Annotated in this window: 18 protein-coding genes; 3 read left to right on the top strand and 15 right to left on the bottom strand. The window is 61.7% G+C overall.

All coding sequences use genetic code 11. The features are described 5' to 3' along the window. Window positions 1-49: 49 nt before the first annotated feature. The 12 genes from lipA to ABEH28_RS23530 all read right to left on the bottom strand — a co-directional run bounded on the left by lipA (window position 50) and on the right by ABEH28_RS23530 (window position 11,596). Entirely contained in the window at window positions 50-1,111 is a 1,062-nt protein-coding gene (lipA, locus tag ABEH28_RS23585; protein WP_244655991.1) for a lipoyl synthase, read from the bottom strand. A gap of 1 nt (window position 1,112) precedes the next feature. After that, entirely contained in the window at window positions 1,113-1,760 is a 648-nt protein-coding gene (gene lipB, locus ABEH28_RS23580; RefSeq protein ID WP_346631213.1) for a lipoyl(octanoyl) transferase LipB, read from the bottom strand. Then, window positions 1,760-2,035 (bottom strand): DUF493 domain-containing protein, encoded by a 276-nt coding sequence (locus tag ABEH28_RS23575; RefSeq protein ID WP_074892711.1) that lies wholly within the window; start codon window positions 2,033-2,035, stop codon window positions 1,760-1,762. Before ABEH28_RS23575 ends, lipB begins: the two co-directional genes overlap by 1 nt. A 98-nt stretch (window positions 2,036-2,133) precedes the next feature. Further along, on the bottom strand, window positions 2,134-3,294 hold the full coding sequence (locus tag ABEH28_RS23570; protein WP_282367192.1) for a D-alanyl-D-alanine carboxypeptidase family protein: 1,161 nt from the start codon (window positions 3,292-3,294) through the stop codon (window positions 2,134-2,136). A gap of 195 nt (window positions 3,295-3,489) precedes the next feature. After that, a complete protein-coding gene (locus tag ABEH28_RS23565; protein WP_346631212.1) occupies window positions 3,490-4,539 on the bottom strand; it encodes a septal ring lytic transglycosylase RlpA family protein in 1,050 nt (349 codons plus the stop codon). Continuing rightward, window positions 4,539-5,549 carry a lytic murein transglycosylase B gene (mltB, locus tag ABEH28_RS23560; protein ID WP_282367188.1) on the bottom strand — a complete coding sequence of 337 codons (1,011 nt, stop codon included), beginning with the start codon at window positions 5,547-5,549 and terminating at the stop codon, window positions 4,539-4,541. The genes ABEH28_RS23565 and mltB overlap by 1 nt, the downstream gene beginning before the upstream one ends. 17 nt (window positions 5,550-5,566) lie before the next feature. Then, window positions 5,567-6,670 (bottom strand): rod shape-determining protein RodA, encoded by a 1,104-nt coding sequence (rodA, locus tag ABEH28_RS23555; protein ID WP_346631274.1) that lies wholly within the window; start codon window positions 6,668-6,670, stop codon window positions 5,567-5,569. 31 nt (window positions 6,671-6,701) lie between these two features. After that, on the bottom strand, window positions 6,702-8,600 hold the full coding sequence (gene mrdA / locus ABEH28_RS23550; protein WP_346631211.1) for a penicillin-binding protein 2: 1,899 nt from the start codon (window positions 8,598-8,600) through the stop codon (window positions 6,702-6,704). Window positions 8,601-8,631: 31 nt separating this feature from the next. Further along, window positions 8,632-9,099: a 23S rRNA (pseudouridine(1915)-N(3))-methyltransferase RlmH gene (gene rlmH / locus ABEH28_RS23545; RefSeq protein WP_037017961.1), complete on the bottom strand. Its 468-nt coding sequence runs from the start codon at window positions 9,097-9,099 to the stop codon at window positions 8,632-8,634. A gap of 9 nt (window positions 9,100-9,108) precedes the next feature. After that, the gene (gene rsfS, locus ABEH28_RS23540) at window positions 9,109-9,528 is read right to left on the bottom strand and encodes a ribosome silencing factor (protein ID WP_192173763.1); all 420 of its coding nucleotides are present in this window, start codon (window positions 9,526-9,528) and stop codon (window positions 9,109-9,111) included. 66 nt (window positions 9,529-9,594) lie between these two features. Continuing rightward, window positions 9,595-10,239, bottom strand: coding sequence for a nicotinate-nucleotide adenylyltransferase (nadD, locus tag ABEH28_RS23535; protein WP_108121747.1), 645 nt, complete (start codon window positions 10,237-10,239; stop codon window positions 9,595-9,597). A gap of 82 nt (window positions 10,240-10,321) precedes the next feature. Then, entirely contained in the window at window positions 10,322-11,596 is a 1,275-nt protein-coding gene (locus ABEH28_RS23530; RefSeq protein WP_346631210.1) for a glutamate-5-semialdehyde dehydrogenase, read from the bottom strand. Between the two features lie 449 nt (window positions 11,597-12,045). Here ABEH28_RS23530 and ABEH28_RS23525 point away from each other — a divergent pair, with 449 nt between their 5' ends. Together ABEH28_RS23525 and ABEH28_RS23520 are read left to right on the top strand one after the other, a co-directional pair. Continuing rightward, window positions 12,046-12,729, top strand: coding sequence for a DNA-3-methyladenine glycosylase (locus ABEH28_RS23525; protein ID WP_346631209.1), 684 nt, complete (start codon window positions 12,046-12,048; stop codon window positions 12,727-12,729). A 4-nt stretch (window positions 12,730-12,733) separates the two neighbouring features. Next, the gene (locus ABEH28_RS23520) at window positions 12,734-14,050 is read left to right on the top strand and encodes a bifunctional DedA family/phosphatase PAP2 family protein (protein ID WP_346631208.1); all 1,317 of its coding nucleotides are present in this window, start codon (window positions 12,734-12,736) and stop codon (window positions 14,048-14,050) included. Window positions 14,051-14,112: 62 nt separating this feature from the next. Here the strand turns inward: ABEH28_RS23520 and ABEH28_RS23515 are convergent, their stop codons facing one another. The 3 genes from ABEH28_RS23515 to ABEH28_RS23505 are packed head-to-tail and all read right to left on the bottom strand — an operon-like array spanning window position 14,113 to window position 15,804. Then, on the bottom strand, window positions 14,113-14,718 hold the full coding sequence (locus ABEH28_RS23515; protein WP_192173767.1) for an LON peptidase substrate-binding domain-containing protein: 606 nt from the start codon (window positions 14,716-14,718) through the stop codon (window positions 14,113-14,115). A 10-nt stretch (window positions 14,719-14,728) separates the two neighbouring features. Then, window positions 14,729-15,445, bottom strand: coding sequence for an LrgB family protein (locus ABEH28_RS23510; protein WP_346631207.1), 717 nt, complete (start codon window positions 15,443-15,445; stop codon window positions 14,729-14,731). Next, a complete protein-coding gene (locus ABEH28_RS23505; RefSeq protein WP_065988384.1) occupies window positions 15,442-15,804 on the bottom strand; it encodes a CidA/LrgA family protein in 363 nt (120 codons plus the stop codon). The genes ABEH28_RS23510 and ABEH28_RS23505 overlap by 4 nt, the downstream gene beginning before the upstream one ends. A 287-nt stretch (window positions 15,805-16,091) precedes the next feature. Between ABEH28_RS23505 and ABEH28_RS23500 the strand changes: the two genes are divergently transcribed. Beyond that, window positions 16,092-16,547, top strand: coding sequence for a MaoC family dehydratase (locus ABEH28_RS23500; protein ID WP_346631206.1), 456 nt, complete (start codon window positions 16,092-16,094; stop codon window positions 16,545-16,547). The last annotated feature ends 3 nt before the right edge of the window (window positions 16,548-16,550 follow it).

Genomic DNA, 16,550 nt, shown 5'->3' with positions numbered 1-16,550 from the left:
GGATATTTCTATCCGGCCCGTTTTGCTTTCTGCATCAACGACGCTGTGATCAGCCCGCCGTGAGCAGCGACTTGACCAGCTTGGCTTGTTCGTCCGCGTGGTACGAGGAGCGAACCAGCGGGCCAGAGGCGACATTCTTGAAGCCCATCTTGTAGCCTTCTTCGGCGAACCAGTCGAAGACGTCCGGGTGGACGAAGCGCTGGACCGGCAAATGGTTACGCGATGGTTGCAGGTACTGACCCAGGGTCAGCATGTCGATGTTGTGCTCGCGCATGCGCTGCATGACTTCGATGACTTCTTCGTCGGTCTCGCCCAGCCCCAGCATCAGCCCGGATTTGGTCGGGACGTGAGGGACCATTTCCTTGAAGCGCTTGAGCAGGGTCAGCGACCACTGGTAATCCGAACCCGGGCGCGCAGCCTTGTACAGGCGCGGCACGGTTTCCAGGTTGTGGTTGAAGACGTCTGGCGGCGTCGCCGCGGTGATTTCCAGCGCGATGTCCATGCGGCCACGGTAATCCGGGACCAGGGTCTCCAGCTGCACGTTCGGCGACAGCAGGCGGATCTCGCGAATGCAGTCGGCAAAATGCTGAGCACCGCCGTCGCGCAGGTCGTCACGGTCCACGGAAGTGATCACGACGTACTTGAGTTTCAGGTCGGCGATGGCGACGGCCAGGTTCTTCGGCTCATCGGTGTCCAGCGCTTTCGGGCGGCCATGACCGACGTCGCAGAACGGGCAGCGACGGGTGCAGATGTCGCCCATGATCATGAAGGTCGCGGTGCCGCCGGAGAAGCATTCGCCCAGGTTCGGGCAAGACGCCTCTTCGCACACGCTGTGCAGCTTGTGCTTGCGCAGCAGCGCTTTGATGCGGTCGACTTCCGGCGAGACCGGGATGCGCACGCGAATCCAGTCCGGCTTCTTCGGCAGATCGACCGTGGGTATGATCTTCACCGGGATGCGCGCGACTTTTTCCGCGCCGCGCAGCTTCACGCCGGCCTCCACTTTCGGACGCGCCACACGCTCGGGCGTGGTCACGCTCACCGTCGGGATCAGGGTCTGTACGGCATTCTCTGTATTCACGACAGTGTCAGCTGCCTCATACGCAGTAGTCATATCAATCGATTCCGCCCGTTAGGGTCGTCTGCTCAGCGTAGTCGAGGTGTTTGACGAGCTGCGCACGCAGCCGGGCACTAACCTCGGCAAATTCAATCGGACCTGCCTGTTCGCGCAGCTGGGTCATCGCCAGCCCCGCATACCCGCAGGGATTAATCCGTTTAAAAGGGTCCAGATCCATATCGACGTTCAACGCAAGGCCGTGAAACGAACAGCCGTTGCGGATGCGCAGCCCCAGCGAGGCAATCTTGGCGCCGTCGACATAAACCCCCGGTGCATCGGGCTTGGCTGCGGCGTCTACGCCGTAACTGGCCAGCAGATCGATCAGGCTGCGCTCGATCCGGGTGACCAGTTCGCGAACACCGAAGCCCAGACGGCGCACGTCCAGCAGCAAGTAAGCGACCAGTTGGCCGGGGCCATGATAAGTCACTTGGCCGCCGCGATCGACCTGCACCACCGGGATATCCCCCGGCAGCAACAAATGCTCGGGCTTGCCGGACTGGCCCTGGGTGAAGACGGGCGGATGCTGCACAAGCCAGACCTCGTCGGCGGTTTCGCGGTCGCGGCCGTCGGTGAAGCGTTTCATGGCCTGCCAGGTGGGCTCGTAGTCGGTCAGCCCGAGTTCACGAAAGCCCAGAACCGCGCCCATCACAGCACCATGTGCACGAAGCCGGTGGCCCGCAATTCGCTATTGATGTCGTACAGCTGGTCTTGACCAGTGGCGATGATGTGCAGCTGAACGGTGGTGTATTTACCGTTGCTGCTCTGGCGCTCCGCCAGGGTCTTCATGTCGACGGTGGCGTGCTTCTCGAGGATCTCGATGACCCTGTCTTTGAAGCCCACGCCCGTGTCGCCGATGATCTTGATGGGATAGTCGGCGCAGGGAAATTCGATTTTTGGCGCTTTTACTTCGGTATCTGTCATGGCAGTAACGGCCTCGTAAGCCGGAAAACGGACAGGCCCCCGGCGCGTTCGGCGACGGGGGCGTACGGAGCAACGGTCAGTTTTTGATCAATCGTTGATCAGTTGAACAGACCGTAGAAGAACAGGCGGATGCTATCCCACAGGCGGCGGAAGATACCACCTTCGTCGACGGCATCCAGAGCGATCAGGTTGGCGCTGTGCACGACCTTGTCGTCCAGTTTGACTTCAACCTTGCCGATAACGTCGCCTTTGGCGATCGGTGCAACCAGTTGCGGGTTCATGGTCATGCTGGCGGCCAGCTTCTTCAGCTCGCCTTTTGGCATGGTCATGGTCAGGTCTTCAGCCAGGCCGGCTTTGACTTGACGCTCTGTGCCTTTCCAGACCGGCGCCTGAGCCAGCTCGGTGCCCTTCTGATAGAAGGTCTGGGTTTCGAAGAAGCGGAAACCGTAGGTCAGCAGCTTCTGGGTCTCGGCAGCACGAGCTTGCTCGCTGTTGGTGCCGAACACGACCGCAATCAGACGCATGCCATCACGAACGGCCGAGGACACCATGCAGTAGCCGGCTTCTTCGGTGTGACCGGTTTTCAGACCGTCAACGGTCTTGTCACGCCACAGCAGCAGGTTGCGGTTCGGCTGTTTGATGCCGTTCCAGAAGAACTCTTTCTGCGAGTAGATCGCGTAGTGAGCCGGGTCTTCGTGGATGATCGCGCGCGCCAGCAAGGCCATGTCATGGGCCGTGGCGTAATGATCAGGGTTCGGCAGGCCGGTCGGGTTCATGAAGTGGCTGTTGACCATGCCCAGGTCGGCAGCGGTCTTGTTCATCAGGTCGGCGAAGGCGTCTTCGCTGCCGGCGATGTGCTCGGAAAGCGCAACGCTGGCGTCGTTACCCGACTGAATGATGATGCCGTGCAGCAAGTCGCTGACGGTGACCTGGCTGCCCACCTTGATGAACATCCGCGAACCGCCGGTGCGCCAGGCGTTTTCGCTGACGGTGACAGGGTCGTTTTCGCCAATCTGGCCGCGACGGATTTCCAGCGTGGCGATGTAGGCGGTCATCAGCTTGGTCAGACTGGCCGGTGGCAGGCGCTGGTCGCCATTGTTTTCGACCAGAACGTTGCCGCTGTTGGCGTCCATCAGCACATAAGCCTTGGCAGCCAGTTGCGGTGGCGATGGCGTCATCTGTTCTGCCGCAAACACGGCAGGCGCGGTGAATAGCGGGATTAGCAGGCAAAGGCGTTTTGCAAAGCTGGTGATGTTCATCCGTCTCTCGAAAATGCTAATGGGCAAACATGCCCTTGCGGGCAAAGCGGGTGCCGGGCTACCCCGGCAAACGGGCTCACATTCTACAGAACGTGCCGTGAAAAGCTGCTGACAACGACAAACCCGGTCGGCACGTCGTCGGTCAGGCAGCGAAACTCGCCTCCGTTTCCGGGGCGGGTATCGCTGATAAAAGCGTTACTGGTCCGACGTGACGACGCTTGGCGAGCCGAGATTGGCCGACCTTACGCTGTTTTGCAGTTGCTGGGCTTCACCCGGCGTGTCGACCGGTCCCATCCGCACGCGATAGAGCGTCTGTTGATTGCGTGCGATCGAACTCACGAACACCGGCGCCCGGACCATCCCGCTCAATTTCGACCTCAGGAGTTCCGCAGCGTCCGGGTTGGCGAAGGCTCCCACTTGGAGAAACAGCCCAGACGCTTGTCCGGAAGCGTTTTTTTTTGCGTCGATCGGCACGGGTGTGACCGGGGCGGCATGTTGCTGCGGCGGCGGTGTCCATTGTTCGATCGTACCCGCTGATGCGGTAATCACCGGAGCGCCCGGTTGCGGCTGACGCGCCGGAGGATTGCTGCTCGCCATCTGCGGCTGATCCAGCATCAGCGGCGCCGGTTTGCCGCGCTGCGCCCAATACTGAGAAGGGTCGATGCCTTCGACTTTTACCCGTGCCGTCCCGGTCTCGGCATAACCCAGCTTTTTGGCTGCGGCGTAGGACAGGTCGATGATGCGGTCGGAATAGAACGGGCCGCGGTCGTTGACCCGCAGGATCACCGTGCGGTTGTTGTCCAGATTGGTCACGCGAACATAGCTGGGCAGCGGCAGGGTCTTGTGGGCCGCGCTCATGCCGTACAGGTCATAGACCTCGCCATTGGCGGTGTTCTGGCCATGGAATTTGGTGCCGTACCAGGACGCCGTTCCCGTCTGGGAATAGGTCTTGGAATCGCTGAGCGGGAAATAGGTCTTGCCCAGCACGGTGTACGGGTTGGCCTTATAGGGGCCGGTGTGCAGAGTCGGAATGGCGTCGGGGATGCGCGAAACGTCAACATCCCACCAGGGCGCGCCGTCTTTGTGCGCCCTGTTGATGTCCAGCCCGGGCTGCGAACGAATGATGTTGCCCTGCTGCCGCTGCGTCGTGGTCGTCGGGCGGCTGGTCGAGCAACTGACGATCAGCAAAGTCAGCGCCGTGAAGGCCATCAGTTTCAATGGTTGTTGCATCGGCAGTGGCCGCATTACTTGACGTCCCGGGCTTGAACAAGCATTTCAGACAGCTGATGCACGGCCATGGCGTACATCACGCTGCGGTTGTACCGCGTGATTGCGTAAAAATTCTTCAGACCCATCCAGTATTCAGGGCCTTTGTCACCATCGAGGCGAAACGCCGTGACCGGCATGTCGTCGCGCAGCGCATCATGACTCGCCCAGCCCAACGCTCGCAACTCCCCAACGTTTTTCACCGGATCGATGCCGGGGCTCAAGCCCTCGTCAACGCGGTCACCGCGAACGTCCGCGCGGCTGACAACCGGCTGACCGGCCACCCAGCCGTGACGCTGAAAGTAGCTGGCCACGCTGCCGATTGCATCGTCCGGGTCGTTCCAGATATTGATGTGGCCGTCGCCGTCGAAATCCACTGCATAGGCGCGAAAGCTGCTCGGCATGAACTGGGGCAGACCCATGGCGCCGGCGTAGGAGCCTTTGAGCGTCAGCGGATCGACCTGCTGTTCGCGGGACAGGAGCAGGAATTCACGGAGCTCCTTGCGGAAGAAATCAGCGCGCTGGGGATAGTCGAACGCCAGCGTCGACAATGCGTCCATCACCCGGTAATTCCCGGTGTTGCGGCCGAAAAACGTCTCGACGCCGATAATCGAAACGATGACCTGAGCGGGCACGCCATACTCTTGCTGGGCGCGCGCCAGAGCGGCCTCGTGCTGACGCCAGAAGTCGACGCCCCGGGCAACGCGCGCGTCGGTGAGGAACATCGGGCGATAGTCCTTCCACGGCTTCACACGCTCGGCAGGTTTCGAAATGGCATCGAGAATTGCCTGCTTGCGCTGCACATCGCGGAACACATCGATCAGTTGCTCGCCCGCAAAACCATAATCGCGGGTCATTTCGCTGACGAACTGGGCGACTTGAGGAGAGCCGTCATAGTCACCGGCAAGTGATTCCTGCACTGAGCCGAAGATGCCCATCAGACCGACCAGCGGCGCATATCGAGCAGCCCAGCCACGCACTACTTGCATTGAGTTCTTCACCTTAATCAAACCTGAGCGATCCACTTGCGATGCGTGTGGATCGACATCAAAACACCAAACGCTGACAGCAGCGTCACCAGCGAAGTTCCGCCGTAGCTAATGAAGGGCAACGGCACGCCTACGACCGGCAGCAGACCGCTGACCATACCGATATTGACGAAAACGTAAACAAAAAAGGTCATGGTCAGGCTGCCTGCGAGCAGCTTGCCGTAGAGCGTCTGCGCCTGGGCGGTGATCACCAGCCCGCGGCCGATCAGCAGCAGGTAGATCAGCAGCAGCGCGCAAATCCCCACCAGCCCGAATTCTTCGCCGAGCACCGCAATGATGAAGTCGGTGTGGCTTTCCGGGAGGAAGTCCAAGTGCGACTGCGTGCCCATGAGCCAGCCTTTGCCGAACACGCCGCCCGAACCGATCGCTGCCTTGGACTGAATGATGTTCCAGCCGGTGCCGAGCGGATCGCTCTCCGGGTCGAGGAAGGTCAGGATCCGCTGCTTCTGGTAATCGTGCATGAAGAAGAACCACATGCCGACCGCCACCGGTACTGCGGCCGCCACCACGCTGATGATCCAGCGCCAGCGCAGGCCGGCCATGAACAGCACGAAGGTGCCGGACGCCAGAATCAGCAGCGAGGTGCCGAGGTCCGGCTGACGCACGATCAGAATGAACGGCAGACCAATCAGCCCGAGGCTCACCGCCACGTGCCTGAGGTGCGGCGGCAGCGTGCGCTTGGACAGGTACCAGGCGATGGTCGCCGGCATGATGATCTTCATGAATTCCGAGGGCTGAAAGCGAATGACCCCGGGAATGTTGATCCAGCGCGTGGCGCCCATGGCGTTGTGGCCCATGACGTCCACCGCCACCAGCAGCAAAACGCCGATCACGTAGGCGGCGGGCACCCAGCGGGCCATGAACCTGGGTTCGAGCTGGGCGATGACAAACATCGACACCAAGCCGATGCCGAAGGAGGTCGCCTGCTTGATCAGCAGGTCCCAACTCTTGCCGCTGGCCGAATAGAGCACGAACAGACTGCCCGCCGCCAACGTCAGAAGCAGGATCAGCAATGGGCCGTCGACGTGAATTTTCTGCAGAAACGTGGCGCGACGGCGCATCACATCTTCGCTGGACAAGATGCGGTCGAAATTACTCTTCACGGGCCGCGTTCTCCGGAGGCTGTGCATTGCTGGCGTATTCGGGTTTCAAGTGGCCCTGTGGATCAAGCAGCCAGGCGTCCATGACCTGCCGCACCACGGGCGCGGCAACGCCCGACCCGGACTCGCCGTTTTCGATCATCACCGCAACGACAATCTTCGGGCTGTCGGCCGGCGCGAAGCCGACAAACAAAGCGTGGTCGCGGTGGCGTTCCTGGACTTTCGAGCGGTCGTATTTCTCGCCCTGCCGAATGGCCACGACCTGAGCCGTACCACTCTTGCCGGCGATTCGGTATTGGGCACCGATGGCGGCTTTGCGCGCGGTACCGCGAGCGCCGTGCATCACTTGCTGCATGCCGTGGTTGACCTTGCCCCAGTCCGAGGGATCACGCAGGACAATGTCCGGCATCGGGTTTTCGTCCACCGGCTTCTGCCCTTCGACGGTTTTTGCCAAGTGCGGACGGTTCCATTTGCCCTTGTTCGCCACCAGCGCGGTGGCCTGGGCCAGCTGCAACGGCGTGGCCTGCATATAGCCCTGGCCGATCCCCAGAATGAGTGTTTCCCCCGGGAACCAGGCCTGCCGCCGGGTGACACGCTTCCAGTCACGGGACGGCATCAGGCCGGGGGATTCTTCAAACATGTCCAACGACACCTTCTGGCCGATGCCGAACTTGTTCAGGTACGCCGACAGCCGATCGATCCCGACCTTGTGGGCCAGATCGTAAAAGTAGGTGTCGTTGGAGCGCATGATCGCCGTGTCCAGATCCACCCAGCCATCGCCGGTGCGGTTCCAGTTACGGTATTTGTGATCGTAGTTCGGCAGCATGTAGTAGCCGGGGTCGAAAACCCGTGTGCTGGCCGTGACCACGCCGGTGTCGAGACCGGCAATCGCCACCGCCGGCTTGATGGTAGAACCCGGCGGGTACAGACCCCGCAGAATACGGTTGAACAGCGGGCGGTCAACCGAATCGCGCAGTTCGGAATAGGCCTTGAAGCTGATGCCGGTGACGAACAGGTTCGGGTCGAAGCTCGGCTGACTGACCATCGCCAGTACCTCGCCGGTGTTCGGATCAAGGGCCACCACCGCGCCGCGACGCCCGGCCAACGCGGCTTCGGCGGCTTCCTGCAACTGGATGTCGAGGCTCAGGACGATGTCCTTGCCGGGCACCGGATCGGTCCGTTTGAGCACGCGCAGTACGCGGCCGCGGGCATTGGTTTCGACTTCTTCGTAACCGACCTGACCGTGCAGCTCGGGCTCGTAGAAACGCTCGATCCCGGTTTTGCCCATGTGGTGGGTGCCGCTGTAGTTCACGGGATCGAGGCTTTTCAGCTCTTTCTCGTTGATCCGGCCCATGTAACCCACCGAGTGGGCGAAGTGCTCGCCCTGTGGGTAGTGGCGAACCAGCTGCGCCACCACTTCAACCCCCGGCAGGCGGAACTGGTTAACGGCGATACGGGCGATCTGCTCTTCGGTGAGTTCGAACAGGATGGGCACCGGCTCAAACGGCCGGCGACCCTGCTTCATGCGTTTTTCGAAGATGATCCGGTCGTCAGGCGTCAACTCAAGGACCTGGACGATGGTGTCCAGCACCTGGGTCCAGTCACCCGAGCGTTCGCGGGTCATGCTCAGGCTGAAACTGGGCCGGTTATCGGCAATGACCACACCGTTACGGTCGTAAATCAGCCCGCGGCTCGGCGGGATCGGCTGCACGTGAACGCGATTGTTCTCGGACAGCGTCGAGTGGTACTCGTACTGGATGACCTGCAGGAAATACAGCCGCGCGACCAGCACGCAGATCAGCACGACGACCGCGACTGCGCCGACCACGACTCGGCTGCGCACCAGGCGTGCGTCCTTTTCGTGGTCTTTCAGGCGAATCGGCTGAGACATTTAGGGCAGGTTCACAGTGAAGGCAGCGGCGCTACTTGTGATAAGGGTGACCGGACAGCACGGTCCAGGCACGATAAATCTGCTCACCGATGAGAATGCGCACCAGCGGGTGCGGCAACGTCAGCGGCGACAACGACCAACGCTGCTCGGCCCGTGCACAGACTTCCGGCGCCAGCCCTTCCGGACCGCCGACCATCAGGTTGACCGTGCGCGAATCCAGACGCCAGCGATCGAGCTCGCCCGCCAGTTGCTCGGTGCTCCATGGCTTGCCATGCACTTCAAGCGTGACGATCCGCTCGCCCGGCTGCACTTTCGCCAGCATGGCCTCGCCTTCCTGACGGATGAGGCGTGCCACGTCGGCGTTCTTGCCACGGGTGTTGAGCGGGATTTCCACCAGCTCCAGCGCCAGTTCGGATGGCAGACGCTTGGCATATTCATGCCAACCCTCTTCCACCCACTTGGGCATGCGGGAACCAACGGCGATCAGACGCAAACGCACAACGAAGCCTTAGGCCTGGTCTTTGTTCAGCTTGTCAAAATGCACGTGAGCGTTTTCCGGGCTGTGGTGTGCAGCGCTGGCCGAACGGCTCTGCTCGGCACCGGCCCACAGACGCTCGAGGTCGTAAAACTGGCGAGCGGAGGCGGTCATCATGTGGACGATGGCGATGTCCAGGTCCAGCAGCACCCAGTCGCTGTCGCCCTTGCCTTCTTCGCCCAGCGGCTTGAGGCCCTGTTTTTTGACTTCTTCACGGACCTTGTCGAGCATCGCGTTGATCTGGCGATTGGAAGTACCGGTCGCGATGACCATGTAGTCGGTGATGCTTTGTTTGTCACGAACGTCCAGCACCTGGATATCCTGGGCCTTGACGTCGTCCAGGGCAGCCCTGATCACTTCGATGATTGGGTTTACAGCGCGTTTGTCAGTCATAAAAAACTCTTTCAACTCGTATGTTTGGGCGTTTCTTCGCGCACTTGGCTGCGTAGCAACACACCTTCAGTTCGACGCACGGTACAGCCCGTGCGTATCGATATAGGCCAGTACCGCGTCTGGCACCAGAAAACGTACCGACTTACCGCTGGCCAGCAGTTGACGGATCTGGGTGGCAGACACCGAAAGCGGCGTCTGCCAGACGAACGTAATCTTTCCGCCGGGCCCTTTGAGGGCCTTCGGATCACTGACGGCACGTCCCGCGAGCAGATTTCGCATCGCATCCGGGGACTCGCTGTCGGCGTCCGGGCGTTGCAGCACCACGATATGGCAGTGCTCCAGCAACTCTTCCCACCGATGCCAGGAAGGCAGCCCGCAAAAGGCGTCCCAACCCAGCAATAAAAATAGCTGGTCATCGGCGGCGAGTTCCGCGCGCATCGATTCCAGCGTGTCGATCGTGTACGACGGCTTGTCGCGCAACAGCTCGCGATCATCCACCGTCAATGGCGGCACACCGGCCACCGCGCACTGGACCATCGCCAGACGGTCCTGCGCCGAAACGCTCGGCGTGTCGCGATGAGGCGGTCGGGCGCTGGGCGTCAGACGCAGCTCATCGAGTTTCAGCAGCTCGGCGACTTCCAGTGCGCCACGCAAATGGCCAATGTGCACCGGGTCGAACGTGCCGCCGAGTATGCCGATGCGCTGGGGCACCCGTGCAGTGTTCAGCGGAACCGCAATCGGATCGGCCACTGCCTGGGCGCCGCTCACTGAAGCCTGACCGACGTCGGCCAAGTCAGACCGGCCCCTGCCCGCGCAATTGTGTGCCATCGCCGACGACGATGTATTTCTCGCAGGTCAGGCCTTCGAGCCCCACGGGACCCCGCGCGTGAATCTTGTCGGTCGAAATGCCGATTTCCGCACCCAGGCCGTATTCGAAACCGTCGGCAAAACTGGTGGGCGCGTTGACCATCACCGAACTCGAGTCGACTTCAGCCATGAAGCGGCGAGTCTGGGCTTGCGAGTCGGAGATGATGGCGTCGCTGTGATGCGAGCCGTAGTGATTGATGTGTTCGATGGCCTGATCCAGACCGGTCACGACGCGGATCGAGAGGATCGGCGCCAGGTACTCGGTGTGCCAGTCTTCTTCAGTAGCCGGCAAAACGTCGATCAGGTCGCGGGTGCGCTCGCAGCCGCGCAGCTCGACGCCTTTTTCGCGGAACTGGGCGGCCATGGGCGGCAGGAAGTCTGCGGCGATGGTTTGATCGACCAGCAGGGTTTCCATCGCGCCGCAGATGCCATACCGGTAGGTCTTGGCGTTGAAGCTGATGCGTTGGGCGGCGGCCAGGTCGGCGTGGGCACTGACGTAGACGTGGCAGATGCCGTCCAGGTGTTTGATGACCGGGACTTTGGCGTCGCGGCTGACGCGTTCGATCAGGCCTTTGCCGCCGCGCGGGACGATGACGTCCACGTACTCGGGCATGGTGATCAACGCACCCACGGCGGCGCGGTCGGTGGTTTCGACAACCTGTACGACGGCGGCAGGCAAGCCGGCTTCGTCGAGGCCACGCTGGATGCAGGCGGCGATGGCGCGGTTGGAATTGATGGCTTCGGAACCGCCACGGAGGATGGTGGCGTTACCGGATTTGAGACAGAGGCTGGCGGCGTCGATGGTTACGTTGGGGCGCGACTCGTAGATGATGCCCACGACGCCCAGTGGCACGCGCATTTTGCCGACTTGTATGCCGGACGGCTGGAAGTTCATGTCACGCAGGGTGCCGATGGGGTCTGGCAGGCTGGCGACCTGACGCAGGCCGGCGATCATGCTGTCGATGCGGGCCGGGGTCAGGGAGAGGCGTTCGAGCAGAGCGGGTTCGAGTCCATTGGCGCGGCCAGCAGCGAGGTCTTGTTCGTTGGCGGCGGTCAGCTCGGCACGGGAAGCGTCCAGCGCGGCAGCGGTGGCTGCGAGGGCGCGGTTCTTCTGTGCGGTGCTGGCACGGCCGATCACGCGGGAGGCTTCGCGGGCGGCGCGACCCAGGCGGGTCATGTAGTCAAGAACGGACTCAGTCATGGTCTCGGGGGTCTTGGCAAATGGGAAAGCGGCGGATTATAGCTGTCGGGCGTGCTGAACGACAGCGGCGACGGGCGGATGGTCAGAATAAGGGGGTTTTGTTGTTCTCAATGCGGTGGTTTGGTTGCTCCTTCGTCGCAATACCCTCCCTCCGGTCCCGCTGCGTGGGCCCTGCGTTCAGCCTGCACCCAAGTCGCGTTTGGCGGTGTCTGGAATTTTTGCGTACGAAGATCAAGATCAAAAGCGCGTTGAGGCAGATCAAAAGCTTCCCGGCTGAAGCCGGTCCCACTATGTGAACACGGTGCTTTTAGTGGGACCGGCTTTAGCCGGGAAGGCACCCGTGTGAGCAATGGGATTTTTGATCTGCCCCCGGTGCGTGCCTAGCCATTCAGCTCCAATTAAGGCCGATGTTGATATGATCGCGGTCCATTCTCTGACTGCCGTTGTTTATGCCTGACCAATCGCCACGCGCCCTGCCGGACAGTTTCTTTCATCGCGATGCTCAGACGCTTGCCCGGGAGTTGCTCGGCAAGGTGATCCGCCACAAGGTCGACGGGTTGTGGTTGTCGGCGCGGATTATTGAGACGGAGGCGTATTACGTGGCCGAGAAAGGCAGTCATGCGTCCCTCGGTTACACAGAAAAACGTAAGGCTTTGTTTCTGGAAGGCGGGCACATTTATATGTATTACGCCCGTGGCGGGGATTCGCTGAACTTCAGCGCGGAAGGTCCGGGCAATGCCGTGTTGATCAAATCGGCTTATCCCTGGGTCGACGCGGTGTCCGATGAGAACGCCCTCGCCCGCATGCTGCTCAATAATCCCGACGCCAGCGGCAACGTGCGCACGCCAGAGCGGCTGTGCGCCGGGCAGACGCTGCTGTGCAAAGCGCTGGGCCTGAAAGTGCCGATGTGGGACGCCCAGCGCTTCGATGAAGAACGGCTTTTCGTCGAGGACGTGGGCCAGCGACCGCCGCGCATTATCCAAACGACACGCCTCGGCATCCCCGCCGGACGCGACGAGCACCTGATGTACCGGTTCGTTGACGCCGCCTATGCCCGCTTCTGCACACGGAACCCGGTCAGACGCGGGCAAGTCGAAGGACGCGACTATATTTTCATCGAGCAAGGAAACTGAACCCATGGGCGCGTGGCTCGACAGCATCACCTCCTGGCTAAGCGCCAACCCCTCCTGGCTCGGCGCGGCGATTTTCATCGTTGCATTCATCGAGTGCCTGGCGATTGCCGGCATCGTCGTCCCCGGGACCGTTGTGCTGTTCGCGATCGCCGCACTGGCCGGCAGCGGCATACTCCCGTTGAGTGAAGCGCTGTTGCTGGGGTTCCTCGGCGGGATATTGGGCGATCTGGTCTCGTACTTCCTCGGCCGGCGCTTTCATCAGAAGATTCGTCAATTGCCCGGCCTGCGCAATCATCCGGAATGGATCGGCGGCGCCGAGACCTACTTCCAGCGCTACGGCATCGCCAGCCTGCTGGTCGGCCGCTTCATCGGCCCGCTGCGCCCGATGCTGCCGATGGTGGCCGGGATGTGCGACATGCCGTTCGTGCGCTTTGCCGGTGTGAGCTTGATTGCCGCTGCCGGCTGGTCTGTGGCCTACATACTGCCGGGCTGGGCGACCGGTGCGGCCATCCGCCTGCCGCTGCCGGAAAACTTCTGGCCCCAGGCTGCAGTGGTGGGCGGCGGGCTCGCGCTGCTGCTGGGCATCAGCGTGCAGAGCAGCCTTCGGCAAAAGCCCTACGCGACCAAGGTCATCGCCCTGACCTGCTTCGTGCTGCTGGGAAGTGTTTTTCTGGGCTGGCCATACCTGGCCGATTTCGATCAGGGCATCATGACCGTGGTCCAGGCCAGCCGGAGCGCTGCGGCCGAGAACTTAGTGGTGATGGTGACGGGCCTGGGGGATTTCCGCACGCAGTTCTGCGCAGCCGCCCTGCTGACCATCCTGCTGGTCGTCACGCGGCAATGGCGCCATGCGATCTTCGCGGTCGGTACCACCCTGGGCGCGGCGCTGATCAACCAGAGCATGAAATACACCTTCGCCCGCGCCCGGCCTGACGTACTGACGGAGGCCCTGGGGACCTACAGCATGCCGAGCGGACATGCATCGGCCTCGTTTGCGCTGTTCATGACGCTGGCGGTGCTTGCCGGTCGCGGTCAGCCGGTGCGGCTGCGCCTGACGTGGCTGCTGCTGGGCGGGATTCCGGCGCTGGCGATCGCGATGTCACGAGTCTATCTGGGCGTGCATTGGCCGACGGATGTCACGGCGGGGATGCTGCTGGCGTTTTTCACCTGCGCGGCGAGCCTTGCGTTCGTGCAGAACAAAAAGCCGTTGGAGGCCCTGCCGATTAAAGTCTGGTGGCTGGTGCTACCGGCAATGGTGGCGCTTTTCGGCGGGTTCGGCCTGCACTCGTTCCCCCACGGTTTGATCCGCTACCAGTACTGAAACAGCTCAGGCGCGGCCTGCCGGAAGAACGATCCGGTCCGCGCCGCGCAAAACAACAGCATTCAGGCCTGCATGTCGCCCTGCATTTCGTCGAGCAGGTCCTGAATCGCATCGAGCCGTTGTTCGGCGTCTTCGATTTCCAGCAGCTCGATCTTGTCTTCTTCCGCGAACGGCAACAGGTAGGCCAGTTGATTGGCCAATGAATGCTGACCGCTCGCGGTGAGGCCCATGTTCAGCGCGGCCACCATCGGGTGCTCGGCCAGCGCGGCGAGTAACGCGACCAGGTCGTCGTCCTCCTCTTGCAGCGGTTGTTCCTCGGGATCGTCGAGCCACTCGACCTCGCCGATCAGCAGGTTGTCGCGCTGGGTGCTGTAGTCCTTCACCCGAAAGCGTCGAGCGCCCACCACCCGAATGCCGAGCAGGCCGTTGTCCTGCTTCTGGAAATCGGTCACCCGCGCTTCGCAGCCGATCATCGAGAAACCGTCCGGCACGTCGCCCGTTTCACTGCCCTCAGTGATGCAGACCACGCCAAAGCCTTCGCCCTGCTTCATGCAGCGGCTAATCATGTCGAGGTAGCGCGCCTCGAATAGCTGCAGATCGAGCACGCACCCCGGGAACAGCACGGCGTTCAGTGGAAACAGCGGCAGCGTAAACAACGGCAACGACATAAACCTATCCTCAAGCAACCAGAGACACCGCCAACGGCAGGAACAAGGCCGTGGCGACACCCATCAGACTCATCGCCAACGCCGCGAAGGCGCCGCATTCCTCACTTTCCTGCAGGGCCGCCGACGTACCCACCGCGTGGGCCGTCAGCCCAAGGGCCATGCCGCGGGCTTCCGGGCTGGTGACCCGCGCCAGCGTCAGCAGGCCGGGGCCGAATATGCCGCCGATCACCCCGGTTATCAACACAAAGACTGCGGCCAGCGCCGCCACACCGCCAATCTGCTCGGCGACCAGCATGGCGATCGGCGAGGTCACGGACTTGGGCGCCATGGTCATCAGGATCATGTGATCGGCGCCGAGCATCCAGCCCAGCCCGACGCACAGCCCGGTGGCCAGCACGCCGCCCACCACCAGCGTAGTCAATACCGGCCAGAACAGCTGCCGGATGCGCCGCAGGTTCAGATAAAGCGGCACGGCCAGCGCAACCGTTGCCGGGCCCAACAGAATGCTAAGGATTTCGGTGCTTTTGCGGTACTCAACGTAGGACAGCCCGCAGCTCACCAGTATGCCTATCACCACCAGCATCGAAATCAGCACCGGTTGCAAAAACACCCAGCGGGTTTTCTCGTAGCCGGCCAGCACCAGTTGATACGCGCCCAGCGTGATGGCGATACCGAACAAGGGGTGATGAATCACCGACAGCCAGGCGCCGTGCCAGTCCAGACTCATGATGGCTCCCGGCGATTGGCCTGACGGTCGATGAGTTTCTGCATCAGCCAGCCGGCGAAGGTCAGCGACACCATCAGGGAAATCACCAGCGAGCCGACGATCGCCCAGAAATCCTCGGCGATCTGGTCGGCATACACCATCACACCCACGGCGGGCGGCACCAGCAGCAATGGCAGGTATCGCAGCAGACTGCTGGCCGCCAGGCTGATGGGTTCACTGACTTCGCCGCGGGTCATGAGGTAGATCATCAACAGCACCAGCCCGATGATCGGGCCGGGCAGGATCGACAGAAACAGGTGATTGAGCGCGGTTCCGATCAGTTGGAACAGCACAAGCCAGGTCAGGCCTCTTAGCAACATAAAAAACTCCAGCAGATTCGCGGCGACATTATAGGCACGCCACCCGCGCTGCCTATGGGGTGGTATTCGCCAGTTGAGACCACGTTGACCCGCGCAGTGGGGCGTGCTGATCTTCAATGCCAAGCAATAACAGCGCCGACGTCACCTCGTCGACTGCGGTTCAAACTTTAGGAGTGAGCTTGCTCGCGATCTGACGCGAAGCGGCAGCAAAGCTGCGAGCGCGTTGTGTCAGGGGGCCTGCCCGTGAAGATCCAGCGCAAAAACAATCACCCACAAGGAGAGTAGCGATGCCCCGTGTACCCGTTGCAGAACTCAAGAGCTATGAAGGCAAGGACCTGGGATGCTCCGAGTGGCTGACCATTGATCAGGCACGCATCAATCTGTTCGCCGAAGCCACCGGCGACTTCCAGTTCATCCACGTCGATCCGGTAAAAGCAGCGCAAACCCCGTTCGGTTCGACCATCGCCCATGGCTTTCTGTCGCTGTCGCTGATGCCCAAGCTGATGGAGTCCTTGATGGTCGTGCCCGAAGGCATGCAGATGGCGATCAACTATGGCCTGGACAGCGTGCGATTCATTCAGCCGGTGAAAGTGGATTCGCGCGTTCGTCTAAAAGTCACGCTGGCGGAGGTGACCGAAAAGAAGCCCGGCCAATGGTTGCTCAAAGCCTCCGCAACCCTTGAAATCGAAGGCCTGGACAAGCCTGCGTTCGTGGCTGAACCGCTTTCGCTGTGCTTCGTGTAACCC

This window comes from Pseudomonas sp. Ps21-P2, assembly GCF_039672565.1.
Taxonomy (GTDB): domain Bacteria; phylum Pseudomonadota; class Gammaproteobacteria; order Pseudomonadales; family Pseudomonadaceae; genus Aquipseudomonas.
The sequence above is the reverse complement of the archived record's forward strand: the minus strand, read 5'-3'. Positions and strand labels throughout refer to the sequence as shown.

Bases quoted from the DNA above. Each gene is read 5' to 3' on its own strand.
- lipB (WP_346631213.1), bottom strand. From the start codon at position 1,760: ATGGGCGCGGTTCTGGGCTTTCGTGAACTCGGGCTGACCGACTACGAG.
- ABEH28_RS23530 (WP_346631210.1), bottom strand. From the start codon at position 11,596: ATGACTGAGTCCGTTCTTGACTACATGACCCGCCTGGGTCGCGCCGCC.
- ABEH28_RS23570 (WP_282367192.1), bottom strand. From the start codon at position 3,294: ATGAACATCACCAGCTTTGCAAAACGCCTTTGCCTGCTAATCCCGCTA.
- mrdA (WP_346631211.1), bottom strand. From the start codon at position 8,600: ATGTCTCAGCCGATTCGCCTGAAAGACCACGAAAAGGACGCACGCCTG.
- ABEH28_RS23525 (WP_346631209.1), top strand. From the start codon at position 12,046: ATGCCTGACCAATCGCCACGCGCCCTGCCGGACAGTTTCTTTCATCGC.
- rodA (WP_346631274.1), bottom strand. From the start codon at position 6,670: ATGCGCCGTCGCGCCACGTTTCTGCAGAAAATTCACGTCGACGGCCCA.
- ABEH28_RS23510 (WP_346631207.1), bottom strand. From the start codon at position 15,445: ATGAGTCTGGACTGGCACGGCGCCTGGCTGTCGGTGATTCATCACCCC.
- lipA (WP_244655991.1), bottom strand. From the start codon at position 1,111: ATGACTACTGCGTATGAGGCAGCTGACACTGTCGTGAATACAGAGAAT.
- ABEH28_RS23575 (WP_074892711.1), bottom strand. From the start codon at position 2,035: ATGACAGATACCGAAGTAAAAGCGCCAAAAATCGAATTTCCCTGCGCC.
- ABEH28_RS23565 (WP_346631212.1), bottom strand. From the start codon at position 4,539: ATGCGGCCACTGCCGATGCAACAACCATTGAAACTGATGGCCTTCACG.
- mltB (WP_282367188.1), bottom strand. From the start codon at position 5,549: ATGCAAGTAGTGCGTGGCTGGGCTGCTCGATATGCGCCGCTGGTCGGT.
- ABEH28_RS23520 (WP_346631208.1), top strand. From the start codon at position 12,734: ATGGGCGCGTGGCTCGACAGCATCACCTCCTGGCTAAGCGCCAACCCC.
- ABEH28_RS23515 (WP_192173767.1), bottom strand. From the start codon at position 14,718: ATGTCGTTGCCGTTGTTTACGCTGCCGCTGTTTCCACTGAACGCCGTG.
- rsfS (WP_192173763.1), bottom strand. From the start codon at position 9,528: ATGACTGACAAACGCGCTGTAAACCCAATCATCGAAGTGATCAGGGCT.
- ABEH28_RS23500 (WP_346631206.1), top strand. From the start codon at position 16,092: ATGCCCCGTGTACCCGTTGCAGAACTCAAGAGCTATGAAGGCAAGGAC.
- ABEH28_RS23505 (WP_065988384.1), bottom strand. From the start codon at position 15,804: ATGTTGCTAAGAGGCCTGACCTGGCTTGTGCTGTTCCAACTGATCGGA.